The organism is Pseudomonas sp. GW822-FHT07A10, assembly GCF_058798795.1.
This window is the reverse complement of sequence record NZ_JBXAKV010000003.1, coordinates 252,071-264,843: the sequence shown is the minus strand read 5'-3', so window position 1 is coordinate 264,843 and position 12,773 is coordinate 252,071. Positions and strand designations below refer to the sequence as shown.

The following is a 12,773-nucleotide window of genomic DNA, read 5'->3' as shown; positions in this document are numbered from 1 at the left end:
AATCACCGTTTGCTTTTGATGATGGTGCCCAGGCCTTGCAGATAGGCCACCAGCGCGTCCATTTCGGTTTTGCCCTTCACAGCATCCTTGGCGCCGGCGATGTCTTCGTCGGTGTAAGGGACGCCGAGCGTGCGCAAGACTTCCATTTTCTTGGCGGTGTCTTTGCCGTCGAGCTTGTTTTCCACGAGGAACGGGTAAGCTGGCATTTTCGACTCGGGCACCACGTTGCGCGGGTTGTACAAGTGCGCACGCTGCCAGTCATCGGAGTAACGACCGCCGACACGGGCCAGGTCCGGACCGGTACGCTTGGAACCCCACAGGAACGGGTGATCCCAGACGCTTTCACCGGCGACCGAGTAGTGGCCGTAGCGTTCGGTTTCAGCACGGAACGGGCGGATCATCTGCGAGTGGCAGCCGACACAACCGTTGGCGATGTAGATGTCACGGCCTTCCAGTTCAAGGGCGGTACGAGGCTTCATGCCCTCGACCGGCTTGTTGGTAACGTCCTGGAAAAACAGCGGAACGATCTGGGTCAGGCCGCCGATGCTGACGGCGATAACCATGAAGAAGGCCAGCAGGCCAATATTCTTCTCGACTGCTTCATGCTTCATCAGTGAGCTCCAACTACAGCAATCTTGGCGGCGGCTTCAGCTTCAGCCGGGTCCGAGGCACGAACGGTACGGAACACGTTGTAGGCCATCAACAGCATGCCGCTGGCAAAGAACGCGCCGCCCAGGGCACGAACGATGAAACCAGGGTGGCTGGCCTGCAGCGCTTCCACGAACGAGTAGGTGAGGGTGCCATCGTCGTTGATTGCACGCCACATCAGGCCCTGGGTGATGCCGTTGACCCACATCGAAGCGATGTACAACACGGTACCGATGGTCGCGAGCCAGAAGTGCGCGTTGATCAGACCGGTGCTGTGCATTTGTGCACGGCCGAACAGTTTCGGGATCATGTGGTAGATGGCGCCGATCGAGATCATCGCTACCCAGCCCAAGGCGCCGGCGTGTACGTGGCCGATGGTCCAGTCGGTGTAGTGCGAGAGCGAGTTGACGGTCTTGATGGCCATCATCGGGCCTTCGAAGGTCGACATGCCGTAGAACGCCAGCGATACCACGAGGAAGCGCAGGATCGGGTCGGTGCGCAGCTTATGCCAGGCGCCCGACAGGGTCATCATGCCGTTGATCATGCCGCCCCAGCTCGGAGCCAGCAGGATGATCGACATCGCCATGCCCAGGGACTGAGCCCAGTCCGGCAGTGCGGTGTAGTGCAAGTGGTGCGGACCGGCCCAGATGTACAGGGTGATCAGCGCCCAGAAGTGCACGATCGACAGGCGATAGGAGTAGATCGGACGCTCGGCCTGTTTCGGCACGAAGTAGTACATCATCCCCAGGAAGCCAGTGGTCAGGAAGAATCCCACGGCGTTGTGGCCGTACCACCACTGGATCATCGCGTCGGTCGCACCCGAGTAGGCCGAGTAGGACTTGAACAGGCTGACCGGCAGCGACATGTGGTTGACGATGTGCAGCATCGCGGTCACGACGATGAAGGCACCGTAGAACCAGTTACCGACATAGATGTGCTTGGTCTTGCGCTTGACGATGGTGCCGAAGAACACCAGACCGTAGGTGACCCAGACGATGGCCAGCAGAATAGCCAGGGGCCATTCCAGTTCCGCGTATTCCTTGGTGGTGGTGAAACCCATCGGCAAGGTCACGATCGCGCCGACGATCACCGCTTGCCAACCCCAGAAGGTGAAGGCCGCGAGGCTGTCGGAGATCAGTCGCGTTTGGCAGGTTCGCTGCACGACGTAATAAGAAGTGGCAAACAGAGCACAACCACCGAAGGCGAAAATCACCAGGTTGGTGTGCAACGGGCGTAAGCGTCCAAAAGTCGTCCACGGCAGACCGAAGTTCAATTCCGGCCATACGAGCTGTGAGGCGATGAAGACACCAAGCCCCATGCCAAGGATCCCCCAGACCACCGTCATGATGGCGAACTGGCGGACTACCTTATAGTTATAAGCAGTCGGACTGATTGCTGTGCTCATTCTAAGGTTCCACGGTTTGGGTGTTTTATTAGGAGTAAAAATCGGCCGCAAGTATGGAGAAAGCGGGGGGTCATTGCAACGCGCCATGACCTGGGTCAATGCTTTCAAAACCTGATTCTGCGGCCTTTCCATGCGCCGCGTAAGGACAAAATTGCCCTCTGACAAAATGTCGCAGCGGATGAAAAAGGCGAGGGGTTCAAGTCAGATGTAACGGGGTGTGTTCAAACGCAACGATCGAGGGACAGACGGCAATTTGCGCGACAGCCGGTATCTACCAGCCTTTGCGGCCTGTCATCGAACAGAATCGTCGAACACATCGGGTAAAATCGACCTGGAACCGACTCATGCCAGTCCGCACCGAGGAAGCTTAGACCCGAATCTGGTGAACCGAAAGGAAGGGGAACGGGAGGGTGCGACAATGAGTCGCAAAGAGGCAGGGAACTGCCGCATTCCGCAGAATGCGGCAGCAGAGCGGTCAAAAATTATTCGCTTTTGCCTTGTGCCTGCAAACGCTCGGTGCCGACTCCGTGGGACAAGCTGTACACATAAGCGGCCAGCAATTGCACCTTGTCGTTGCCCAGCAGTTCGTTTTGCGCTGGCATATGGCCCTGGCGGCCGTGGCGAATAGTCTGTTGCAGTTGCGCCAGGCTGGTACCGTAGATAAAACCGGCCGGGTGCGTCAGATTCGGCGCGCCCATGGCTTCAGTGCCCTGGCCGTTTGCCCCATGACAGGCTACGCAGGTGGTGCTGAACAGTTGCTGTCCGGCTTGCACGTCGGCACCACTGTCGGCCGGCAGCGGCAGGCCGGCCAATTCGTGACGCACGTACGCGGCGACGTTCTTCACCCCGGTCTCACCCAACACTTCACCCCAGGCCGGCATGGCCGCCATCCGGCCACCCATGATGGTGGTCTTGATGGTCTCGGCATTGCCGCCCCAGCGCCAATCGCTGTCAGCCAGGTTGGGAAAACCGAACGCGCCCTTGGCATCCGAGCCGTGGCACACCGAGCAGTTGGAGGCGAACAGGCGGCCGCCCATTTTCAGCGCTTGCGGGTCTTTCGCTACTTCTTCCACCGGCATTGCCGCGAATTTGGCGAAGATCGGCCCGAATTTGGCGTCCGCCTTGCTCATCTCCTTTTCCCATTCGTGCACGCCGGTCCAGCCGTTTTCATAACCGGGCAATATGCCTTTCCAGTTGCCCAGGCCCGGATAAAGAATCAGGTAGCCGACCGAGAACACCAGGGTGCCGGCGAACAGCATGAACCACCACTGCGGCAGCGGGTTGTCGTACTCCTCGATGCCGTCGAAGCTGTGGCCCATGGTCTGGTCGACGCTGCCCTTGGTTTCGCCGCGGCGGGTGCCGATCAGCAGCCAGGTCAGGCCGATCAGGCTGCCGATGGTCAGTACGCAGATCCACGCACTCCAGAAGGTGGTCATGGCCGGGCGCTCCTTGTTGTTGCAGATTCTTGGGTAGTTTCGGGTTGCGGCTCGTCAGCGAACGGCAGCAGGCGCGCTTCGGCGAATTGCGGATTGCGCTTGCTGTTGAACACCCACAGTGTCAGACCGACGAAGGCCACGAACACCACGACTGTGCCGAGGCCGCGGATCAGGCCTGTGCTCATATCAATGACCATGACTCACCTCTTGCTCTTGATGGCAGTGCCGAGCACTTGCAGGTAGGCAACCAGCGCGTCCATCTCGGTCTTGCCCTTGAGCGAAGCGACCGAGCCTGCAATGTCTTCGTCGGTGTACGGCACGCCGAGGGTGCGCATGGCGCGGATCTTGGTTTCGGTGTGGCTGCTGTCGAGCGGGTTGGCCACCAGCCATGGATACGCCGGCATCTTCGATTCCGGCACCACGTTGCGCGGGTTGTACAAGTGCGCGCGGTGCCAGTCTTCGGAGTAGCGCCCGCCGACTCGCGCCAGGTCCGGGCCGGTGCGCTTGGAGCCCCAGAGGAACGGGTGATCCCACACGCTTTCCCCGGCCACCGAGTAATGGCCGTAGCGTTCGGTTTCGGCGCGGAACGGGCGGATCATCTGCGAGTGGCAACCGACGCAGCCTTCGCGGATGTAGATGTCGCGACCTTCCAGTTGCAGCGCGGTGTAGGGCTTCATGCCTTCCACCGGTTTATTGGTCACGTCCTGGAAGAACAGCGGGACGATCTGGGTCAGGCCGCCGATGCTCACGGCGAACACCATCAGCAACATCAACAGGCCGACGTTTTTCTCGATTGTTTCGTGTTTCATGGCGGACTCCTCAGGCGATCTGCGCGGCAGCGACGGCTTCGGCAGGCTGCGAGGCCCGCACGGTGCGCCAGGTGTTGTAAGCCATCAGCAGCATGCCGCTGAGGAAGATCGCGCCGCCCACCAGTCGCACGATGAAGCCAGGATGGCTGGCCACCAGGGTTTCGACGAAGGAGTAGGTCAGCGTGCCGTCCTCGTTGATTGCGCGCCACATCAGGCCCTGGGCGATGCCGTTGACCCACATCGAGGCGATGTACAGCACTGTGCCGATGGTGGCGAGCCAGAAGTGCGCGTTGATCAGGCCGATGCTGTGCATCTGCTCGCGGCCGAAGACTTTCGGGATCATGTGATACAGCGCACCGATGGAAATCATCGCCACCCAGCCGAGCGCGCCGGCGTGAACGTGGCCGATGGTCCAGTCGGTGTAGTGGGAGAGGGCGTTGACCGTCTTGATCGCCATCATCGGCCCTTCGAAGGTCGACATGCCGTAGAACGCCAGGGACACCACGAGGAAACGCAGGATCGGGTCGCTGCGCAACTTATGCCAGGCACCCGACAGGGTCATCATGCCGTTGATCATCCCGCCCCAGCTGGGCGCCAGCAGGATCAGCGACATCACCATGCCCAGCGACTGTGCCCAGTCCGGCAGCGCGGTGTAGTGCAAGTGGTGGGGACCGGCCCAGATGTACAGGGTGATCAGCGCCCAGAAGTGCACGATCGACAAGCGATAGGAATACACCGGGCGTTCGGCCTGTTTCGGCACGAAGTAGTACATCATCCCGAGGAAACCGGCGGTGAGGAAAAAGCCTACGGCGTTGTGGCCGTACCACCACTGCACCATGGCATCGGTCGCACCGGAGTACAGCGAGTAGGACTTGGTCAGACTCACCGGCAATTCCAGGTTGTTGACGATATGCAGGATTGCCACGGTGATGATGAATCCACCGAAGAACCAGTTACCGACATAGATGTGCTTGGTCTTGCGCTGCATGATCGTGCCGAAGAACACGATGGCGTAAGCCACCCAGACGATGGTGATCAGGATGTCGATCGGCCATTCCAGTTCGGCGTATTCCTTGGAACTGGTGTAACCCAGCGGCAGGCTGATCGCCGCCAACAGGATCACCAGTTGCCAGCCCCAGAAGCAGAACGCGGCGATTTTCGGCGCAAACAATCGAGTCTGGCAGGTACGCTGTACCGAGTAGAACGAACTGGCGAACAACGCGCAGCCGCCGAAGGCGAAGATCACCGCGTTGGTGTGCAGCGGGCGCAACCGGCCGAAACTGGTCCATGGCAGATTGAAGTTGAGTTCGGGCCAGACCAACTGGGCGGCGAGAAAAACCCCGAGCCCCATGCCGACGATGCCCCACACCACCGTCATAATGGCGAATTGGCGGACCACCTTGTAGTTGTAGGCGGTACTGATAGAAGTGTTCATGGTTCCCCATCCACGGTTCAGCCGAAGGAGAACGCGTGCGCAAGGCAACGCTCCCTTCGCCTGGAGTTATAGGCAGACTAAAAGCGAGGCAAGCATGGACAAACAGCACAAGGCCAGTATTGACGGGGATCAATGGGCGCAGTGCGTGCGGGATCACGGATGGCTGTGGAATGCCGCCTCGGTACCGGCCTCGGCGACACTGATTCTCGCCCATGGCGCCGGTGCGCCGATGGACAGCGGCTGGATGAGCGACATGGCTGCGCGCCTTGCCGCGCAAGGCGTCAACGTGTTGCGCTTCGAGTTTCCGTACATGGCCCAGCGGCGAGTGGACGGCTGCAAGCGCCCACCGAACCCGACGCCGAAACTGCTGGAATGCTGGCGCGAGGTGTACGCCGTGGTGCGACGCCATGTCACTGGGCGTCTGGCCATTGGCGGCAAGTCCATGGGCGGGCGGATGGCCAGTCTTTTGGCTGATGAACTGGGTGCGGATGCCTTGGTGTGCCTCGGTTATCCGTTCTATGCCGTCGGCAAACCGGAGAAACCTCGGGTTGAGCATTTGGCTGCGCTAAAGACACGGACGTTGATTGTGCAGGGCGAGCGCGATGCGCTGGGGAATCGTGAAGCCGTTGAGGCTTACACGTTGGCACCAGGTATCGAAGTGTTCTGGCTGGGGGCGGCGGACCATGATTTGAAACCGTTGAAGGCTTCGGGGTTTACGCATGAGCAGCATTTGGACGCGACAGCGAAGAAAGTCGCCGGGTTTCTGTGAGAAGCAAGATCAAAAGATCGCAGCCTTTGACTTTGTTGTCAGCGGTTAAACCGCTCCACCAACGAATACTGGGTATTCGCGGTCTTGGTCAGTTCCTCACTCAGCAGCGCCGAGTTTTGTGCCTGTTCCGAGGTCTGGTCCGTCATTTGAATCAACAGTCGTCCAGGTCGGGAAAGATGACTTTACCCACTACCTAAGGCCCAACGATTTCACAATGCACAGTGCGCAGGAATGAACCCCACTCACTTCGGTTATGGGCATCAGGGCCGGTGACAGTCAGCAAAAGGTATTCATCCCGAAAGGCGTCAAAGGCATAGATCAGCCAGAAGTCATTGTCAGGATCTTCAACCAGAGCGGTTCGGTAATACTGGCGGTCGATTTTTGCCCATTGGGCTTGAATCGCTTGAGTGCTTGCCAGGTGGATGTGGTGCATATCGCTGAGGTCGAGCCGTTCGTCTCGCCCGAAAATAGTCGGCAGTTCGCCGCACAACTTTGTAGTTGTAAAAGTGTGCGGCGAAGTTTTGCCAGTTGTTTATTTGTTCAAAAAGTGCAGAGATTTTGGCAGCTGGCATCCATGGCCATGCAGGTGGAAACTGTGTTTGCCAATGTCGATACCGAGAAGCGTCATCGTGTTCATGAGAGATCCTCCGCCGAAAACGAGAAAAGCCCTGCAAGCGTAAACCTGCAGGGCTTCTCGGTCAGGCTGACCATCTCATTAAACCCGGAAGCTTTCGCTGTCCGGGTTTTTTGTTTTTCGACCACGATCAGCGGTTAAACCGCTCCACCAACGAATACTGGGTATTCGCGGTCTTGGTCAGTTCTTCACTCAGCAGCGCCGAGTTCTGTGCCTGTTCCGAGGTCTGATCAGCCAGTTGCGAGATGTTGCTGATGTTGCGGCTGATTTCTTCGGCCACCGAACTTTGCTCTTCGGTCGCAGCAGCGATTTGGGTGGTCATGTCAGTGATGTGGGCTACCGCTTCGCTGATGCCCACCAGCGCCTGATCCGCTTCCAATACCCGCGCCACACCTTCTTCGGCCTGGCGATGGCCGGCCTCCATGGTTTGCACCGCCGTGCTGGCGGTTTGTTGCAGCTTGGCGATCAGGGCGTGGATCTGCCCGGTGGATTCGCTGGTGCGCTGCGCCAATTGGCGCACTTCGTCGGCCACCACCGCAAAACCACGACCCATCTCACCGGCACGCGCGGCTTCGATCGCAGCGTTCAAGGCGAGCAGGTTGGTCTGGTCGGCAATGCCTTTGATCACGTCGACCACGCCGCCGATTTCGTCGCTGTCCTTGGCCAGTTGCGTAACGGTCAGGCCGGTTTCACCGACCACCACTGACAGGCGTTGAATGGCTTCGCGGGTTTCACCTGCGATGTCGCGACCGCGACCGGTCAGGCGATTGGCTTCCTGAGTGGCGTCGGCGGTGCGCTGCACGTGACTGGCGACTTCCTGAGTGGTAGCGGCCATCTGATTGACGGCGGTCGCCACTTGCTCGGTTTCGACGCGCTGACGTTCCAGGCCGGTGGAGCTGTTGTGAGCCAGCGTGTCGGACTGTTTCGCTTGTTCGTTCAGATGCTCGGCGGTGTCTTGCAGGCGCGTCAGGCAGGTTTTCAGGCGAGCTTCCTGGCTGAGAATGGACATTTCCAAGCGTGCCTGGGCACCGCGGCTGTCGGTGTACATCTGCGCGATCAGCGGGTCGGACGTGGTCTGTTCGGCCAGGCGCAGCAAACGCTTGATGCCGCGCTGTTGCCAGCTCAAGCCCATCAAGCCCAACGGCACCGAAAGACCGGCGGCGAGGGCGAAGCCCCATTGCGACGTCAGGGTGGCGCCGATCATGAAGCTCAACTGGCTGACCAGAATGAACGGCAGCCAATCCTGAAGTACTGGCAACCACTTATCTCTTTGAGGAACGGCGGACTTGCCCTGGTTGATGCGTTGGTAGAGCGCTTCGGCACGGCGGATCTGCTCGGCGGTGGGCTTGACCCGCACCGACTCGTAACCGATCACCTGATTGCCTTCGAACACCGGTGTGACATAGGCGTTAACCCAGTAGTGGTCACCGGTCTTGCAGCGATTCTTGACAATGCCCATCCATGGCAAGCCTTGTTTCAGTGTGCCCCACATGTGCGCGAACACCGCAGCCGGGACGTCGGGGTGACGAACCAGGTTATGCGGCGCACGGATCAGTTCCTCACGCGAAAACCCGCTGATTTCGATGAAAGCATCGTTGCAGTAGGTGATCATGCCCTTGGCATCGGTGGTGGAAATCAACCGTTGCTGAGCCGGGAAGGTCCGTTCGCGTTGTGTAATGGGCTGGTTGTTACGCATGGCTTTTTCAATCCGCAAGGCTTTGATGGTGTATCGGCATCGTCGGGCATTTATTGAAGTTTTTTTTCAATAGATCAGTAACGCGTCGCAAAACGACCGCTGCGTCATCATCCCGCGAGCATCGGATACGTGAACAAGCCGAAATGCAGCAGATTCAAACCAAAATGGGTGGCGATGGCCGCACCTAACCCACCGAATCGGTAAGCCAGGCCATAGCCGATACCGGCCAGGCTCGCCAGCAACACCCATTGCCAGCCAGCGCCCAGATGAACGAGGCCAAATAGCAATGATGCGAGCACCAGCGCGAGGCTTTCGCCATAAGGCAGGTGTTTAAACTGCCGGCTCAGACCGCCCTGGATGTAGCCGCGAAACAGCGCTTCTTCCACCAGCGTCACCAGCAACAGATTGTTCAGCATCCACAGCCAGGCCTGATCCGGCCATTTCGGTGCCCAACTGATCACCCCCAGCAACAGCGCACCACCCAGAGCCAGTACGGCACTCACGGTCAGGGCGAGGGCGGTGGCATACACGGACAGGCGCAGGGAGCGCCGACCGATAATCCACGGACAAACCAGCAACAGCCAGAAGCCGATCAGGGGTTTGTCCAGATTCAGGTACATGGCGAACCGCACGGCATCGTCGGTGAAACGCTGGGGATCGATGGCTCGACCGTTGTAGAAACCGGGAAGCCAGTGTGTCGCCAGCGCCACCGCCAGGACGATGAACAAGCCGTGGCCGAGGTAGCGGCCGAGGGGAATCTGTTGTTGGCGAACGGCGAAACCGGCGATCAGCAGTAACCCGAAAGAAATGGCAGCCAGCCAGCCGAGATGGCCGTAGATCAAAGCCAGGCCGTAGCCGAGCGAGAGAAGTGCCAGATAGATCCATGGCAGAGCGATCATTTGAAGTCCTTGAGGGCGGAGGTGCCTGTTTTCTTGGGGCGCGCAATTATAGAGACATACACCGCCCAAACAAAAACACCGCCCGAAGGCGGTGTCGTTGTCAGCTGGCTGTTACGAGGCAATCAACTGCCGCAACACGTAATGCAAAATCCCTCCGGCCTTGAAGTACTCCACTTCGTTCAGGGTATCGATCCGGCACAATACCTCGACCTTCTCCTGGCTGCCGTCTTCACGGGTGATGACCAGCGTCAGGTTCATCCGCGGAGTCAGTTCGACGCCCGTCAGGCCAAGAATGTCCAGGGTTTCCTTGCCGGTGAGGTTCAGGCTCTTGCGGTTCTGATCCAGCTTGAACTGCAGCGGCAACACGCCCATGCCCACCAGATTTGAACGGTGAATCCGCTCGAAGCTTTCTGCGATGACGGCTTTGACCCCCAGCAGGTTGGTGCCCTTGGCCGCCCAGTCACGGCTCGATCCGGTGCCGTATTCTTGCCCGGCGATCACCACCAGCGGCGTGCCCGATGCCTGGTAACGCATGGCCGCGTCGTAGATCGGCAGTTTTTCCCCGGTCGGAATGTAAATCGTGTTGCCGCCTTCTTCACCGCCGAGCATTTCGTTGCGAATGCGGATGTTGGCGAAGGTGCCGCGCATCATCACTTCGTGGTTGCCGCGACGTGAGCCGTAGGAGTTGAAGTCCCGCGGTTCCACTCCTTGTTCACGCAGGTAACGGCCGGCGGGGCTGTCGGTCTTGATGTTGCCGGCCGGGGAGATGTGGTCGGTGGTCACCGAGTCGCCGAGCAGTGCGAGGACTTTCGCCCCTTCGACATCCTTGACCACCGGCGCAGGACCGCCAATGTCATCGAAGAAGGGCGGATGCTGGATATACGTCGAATCGTTGTTCCAGACATAAGTCGCCGCCTGCGGCACTTCGATGGCTTGCCACTGCTCGTCGCCGGCGAACACTTCGGCGTACTCCTTGTGGAACATCGCGGTGTTCACCTGAGTCACCGCGTCGGCGATTTCCTTGGTGCTCGGCCAAATGTCTCGCAGATAAACCGGGTGGCCGTCCTTGTCGTGTCCCAAGGGCTCGCTGCTGATGTCGATGCGCACCGTGCCGGCCAACGCATAGGCGACGACCAACGGCGGGGAGGCCAGCCAGTTGGTTTTCACCAGCGGATGCACGCGGCCTTCGAAGTTGCGGTTGCCCGACAGCACCGAGGCGACGGTCAGGTCGGCTTTCTGGATGGCTTTTTCAATGGGCTCCGGCAACGGCCCGGAGTTGCCGATGCAGGTGGTGCAGCCATAACCGACCAGGGCAAAACCGAGTTGGTCGAGGTAGTGGGTCAGGCCGGCTGCCTTGTAGTAGTCGGTGACCACTTTCGAACCGGGGGCCAGCGAACTCTTGACCCAGGGTTTGCGCTTGAGGCCTTTTTCCACGGCTTTTTTTGCCAATAGTCCAGCCGCCATCATCACGCTGGGGTTGGAGGTATTGGTGCAAGAGGTGATCGCGGCAATCACCACCGCACCGTTTTTCAGCCGATGCGTATGGCCTTCGTGGGCGTAGTCCGCCTCACCGATCAGATCGGCGTTGCCCACTGCGACACCACCGCCGCCCTCACTTTCGAGGCGACCTTCTTCCTTGCTGGTCGGTTTGACTTGCAGGCCGAGAAAGTCAGTGAACGCTTGCGCGACATTCGGCAACGAGACGCGGTCTTGTGGGCGCTTCGGCCCGGCGAGGCTGGCTTCGACGCTGCCCATGTCCAGCGCCAGGCTGTCGGTGAACACCGGCTCTTTGCCGGGCAGGCGCCACAGGCCCTGGGTCTTGCTGTAGGCCTCCACCAGTTTCACGGTTTCCGTGGTGCGGCCGGACAGGCGCAAGTATTCCAGGGTCACCTCGTCCACCGGGAAGAAGCCGCAGGTGGCGCCGTATTCCGGAGCCATGTTAGCAATGGTCGCGCGGTCGGCCAGCGGCAGGTCGGCGAGGCCGTCGCCGTAGAACTCGACGAATTTGCCGACCACACCTTTCTTGCGCAGCATCTGGGTGACGGTCAGCACCAGGTCGGTGGCGGTGATGCCTTCCTTGAGCTTGCCAGTGAGTTTGAAGCCGATCACTTCCGGAATCAGCATCGACACCGGTTGACCAAGCATCGCCGCTTCCGCTTCGATCCCGCCGACGCCCCAGCCGAGTACGCCGAGTCCGTTGATCATGGTGGTGTGGGAATCGGTGCCGACCAGGGTGTCCGGGAAGGCATAGGTGCGGCCGTCCTCATCCTTGGTCCAGACCGTGCGACCCAGATATTCAAGGTTTACCTGGTGACAGATGCCGGTGCCCGGCGGCACCACGCTGAAGTTGTCGAAGGCGCTCTGGCCCCAGCGCAGGAAGGCGTAGCGCTCGTGGTTGCGCTGCATTTCGATGTCGACGTTCTGTTCGAAGGCGCTACTGCTGGCGAATTTGTCGACCATCACCGAGTGGTCGATCACCAGGTCCACCGGCGACAGCGGATTGATGCGCTGCGGGTCGCCACCGGCCTTGGCCATGGCGGCGCGCATGGCGGCCAGGTCGACTACGGCCGGGACGCCGGTAAAGTCCTGCATCAATACCCGCGCGGGGCGGTATTGGATTTCGCGGTCGGAGCGACGCTCCTTGAGCCAGGCGGCAATCGCCTTGAGATCGGCGCCGGTGACGGTTTTCTCGTCCTCCCAGCGCAGCAGGTTTTCCAGCAACACTTTCAACGACATGGGCAGCTTGTCGAGATCACCCAGGCTCTTGGCGGCTTCGGGCAAGCTGAAGTAGTGATAGGTCTTGTCGTCGACTTGTAAGGTTTTAAGGGTTTTCAGGCTATCGAGGGACGGCATTGAAATGACTCCTTTAAGTCCACACGGCTACGGACTGAGGGACGGGCAGAGGTTTAAACCTAGTCCTGTTTGGTGCTTAAGGCTAATAACTGGACCCTAAGGGCAAGTCCAAGGTTCCGAACTCGGCTATCATGCGCCGGTTTTCGTGACAGGCTTTGCTTCAACGCAAGTCTGGGCATCGCGCAGTGG

General features: G+C 59.7%; 11 protein-coding genes and 1 pseudogene. 1 reads left to right on the top strand and 11 read right to left on the bottom strand.

The genetic code is table 11. The features are described from left to right. Window positions 1-2: 2 nt before the first annotated feature. The 6 genes from ccoO (AC1RL4_RS07545) to ccoN (AC1RL4_RS07520) all read right to left on the bottom strand — a co-directional run bounded on the left by ccoO (AC1RL4_RS07545) (window position 3) and on the right by ccoN (AC1RL4_RS07520) (window position 5,733). Window positions 3-611, bottom strand: a complete 609-nt coding sequence (gene ccoO, locus AC1RL4_RS07545; protein WP_018925301.1) for a cytochrome-c oxidase, cbb3-type subunit II — start codon at window positions 609-611, stop codon at window positions 3-5. Then, window positions 611-2,053 (bottom strand): cytochrome-c oxidase, cbb3-type subunit I, encoded by a 1,443-nt coding sequence (ccoN, locus tag AC1RL4_RS07540; protein ID WP_019579901.1) that lies wholly within the window; start codon window positions 2,051-2,053, stop codon window positions 611-613. Before ccoN (AC1RL4_RS07540) ends, ccoO (AC1RL4_RS07545) begins: the two co-directional genes overlap by 1 nt. A gap of 482 nt (window positions 2,054-2,535) precedes the next feature. Then, window positions 2,536-3,489, bottom strand: coding sequence for a cytochrome-c oxidase, cbb3-type subunit III (gene ccoP / locus AC1RL4_RS07535; RefSeq protein WP_019579902.1), 954 nt, complete (start codon window positions 3,487-3,489; stop codon window positions 2,536-2,538). Next, the gene (locus AC1RL4_RS07530) at window positions 3,486-3,686 is read right to left on the bottom strand and encodes a cbb3-type cytochrome oxidase subunit 3 (RefSeq protein ID WP_018925303.1); all 201 of its coding nucleotides are present in this window, start codon (window positions 3,684-3,686) and stop codon (window positions 3,486-3,488) included. The genes ccoP and AC1RL4_RS07530 overlap by 4 nt, the downstream gene beginning before the upstream one ends. A 3-nt stretch (window positions 3,687-3,689) precedes the next feature. After that, complete coding sequence (gene ccoO / locus AC1RL4_RS07525) at window positions 3,690-4,298, bottom strand: cytochrome-c oxidase, cbb3-type subunit II (RefSeq protein ID WP_007942211.1); 609 nt, start codon at window positions 4,296-4,298, stop codon at window positions 3,690-3,692. Between the two features lie 10 nt (window positions 4,299-4,308). Further along, window positions 4,309-5,733 carry a cytochrome-c oxidase, cbb3-type subunit I gene (gene ccoN / locus AC1RL4_RS07520; protein WP_230174142.1) on the bottom strand — a complete coding sequence of 475 codons (1,425 nt, stop codon included), beginning with the start codon at window positions 5,731-5,733 and terminating at the stop codon, window positions 4,309-4,311. A 94-nt stretch (window positions 5,734-5,827) separates the two neighbouring features. Between ccoN (AC1RL4_RS07520) and AC1RL4_RS07515 the strand changes: the two genes are divergently transcribed. Next, window positions 5,828-6,502 (top strand): alpha/beta family hydrolase, encoded by a 675-nt coding sequence (locus tag AC1RL4_RS07515; RefSeq protein WP_230174140.1) that lies wholly within the window; start codon window positions 5,828-5,830, stop codon window positions 6,500-6,502. A gap of 38 nt (window positions 6,503-6,540) precedes the next feature. Here the strand turns inward: AC1RL4_RS07515 and AC1RL4_RS07510 are convergent. From AC1RL4_RS07510 to acnA, 5 genes and pseudogenes are all read right to left on the bottom strand, one after another. Beyond that, window positions 6,541-6,645: pseudogene (locus AC1RL4_RS07510) on the bottom strand (methyl-accepting chemotaxis protein); the annotation flags it as partial. A gap of 50 nt (window positions 6,646-6,695) precedes the next feature. Continuing rightward, window positions 6,696-6,935, bottom strand: a complete 240-nt coding sequence (locus AC1RL4_RS07505) for a type II toxin-antitoxin system YafO family toxin (RefSeq protein WP_230174139.1) — start codon at window positions 6,933-6,935, stop codon at window positions 6,696-6,698. A 331-nt stretch (window positions 6,936-7,266) separates the two neighbouring features. Beyond that, window positions 7,267-8,832 carry a methyl-accepting chemotaxis protein gene (locus AC1RL4_RS07500; RefSeq protein ID WP_019579905.1) on the bottom strand — a complete coding sequence of 522 codons (1,566 nt, stop codon included), beginning with the start codon at window positions 8,830-8,832 and terminating at the stop codon, window positions 7,267-7,269. Window positions 8,833-8,939: 107 nt separating this feature from the next. Then, window positions 8,940-9,731 carry a CPBP family intramembrane glutamic endopeptidase gene (locus AC1RL4_RS07495; RefSeq protein ID WP_028941157.1) on the bottom strand — a complete coding sequence of 264 codons (792 nt, stop codon included), beginning with the start codon at window positions 9,729-9,731 and terminating at the stop codon, window positions 8,940-8,942. Window positions 9,732-9,842: 111 nt separating this feature from the next. Next, window positions 9,843-12,584: an aconitate hydratase AcnA gene (gene acnA, locus AC1RL4_RS07490; protein ID WP_028941158.1), complete on the bottom strand. Its 2,742-nt coding sequence runs from the start codon at window positions 12,582-12,584 to the stop codon at window positions 9,843-9,845. Window positions 12,585-12,773 lie beyond the last annotated feature (189 nt).

Bases quoted from the DNA above. Each gene is read 5' to 3' on its own strand.
- ccoO (WP_018925301.1), bottom strand. From the start codon at position 611: ATGAAGCATGAAGCAGTCGAGAAGAATATTGGCCTGCTGGCCTTCTTC.
- ccoN (WP_019579901.1), bottom strand. From the start codon at position 2,053: ATGAGCACAGCAATCAGTCCGACTGCTTATAACTATAAGGTAGTCCGC.
- ccoP (WP_019579902.1), bottom strand. From the start codon at position 3,489: ATGACCACCTTCTGGAGTGCGTGGATCTGCGTACTGACCATCGGCAGC.
- AC1RL4_RS07530 (WP_018925303.1), bottom strand. From the start codon at position 3,686: ATGGTCATTGATATGAGCACAGGCCTGATCCGCGGCCTCGGCACAGTC.
- ccoO (WP_007942211.1), bottom strand. From the start codon at position 4,298: ATGAAACACGAAACAATCGAGAAAAACGTCGGCCTGTTGATGTTGCTG.
- ccoN (WP_230174142.1), bottom strand. From the start codon at position 5,733: ATGAACACTTCTATCAGTACCGCCTACAACTACAAGGTGGTCCGCCAA.
- AC1RL4_RS07515 (WP_230174140.1), top strand. From the start codon at position 5,828: ATGGACAAACAGCACAAGGCCAGTATTGACGGGGATCAATGGGCGCAG.
- AC1RL4_RS07505 (WP_230174139.1), bottom strand. From the start codon at position 6,935: ATGCACCACATCCACCTGGCAAGCACTCAAGCGATTCAAGCCCAATGG.
- AC1RL4_RS07500 (WP_019579905.1), bottom strand. From the start codon at position 8,832: ATGCGTAACAACCAGCCCATTACACAACGCGAACGGACCTTCCCGGCT.
- AC1RL4_RS07495 (WP_028941157.1), bottom strand. From the start codon at position 9,731: ATGATCGCTCTGCCATGGATCTATCTGGCACTTCTCTCGCTCGGCTAC.
- acnA (WP_028941158.1), bottom strand. From the start codon at position 12,584: ATGCCGTCCCTCGATAGCCTGAAAACCCTTAAAACCTTACAAGTCGAC.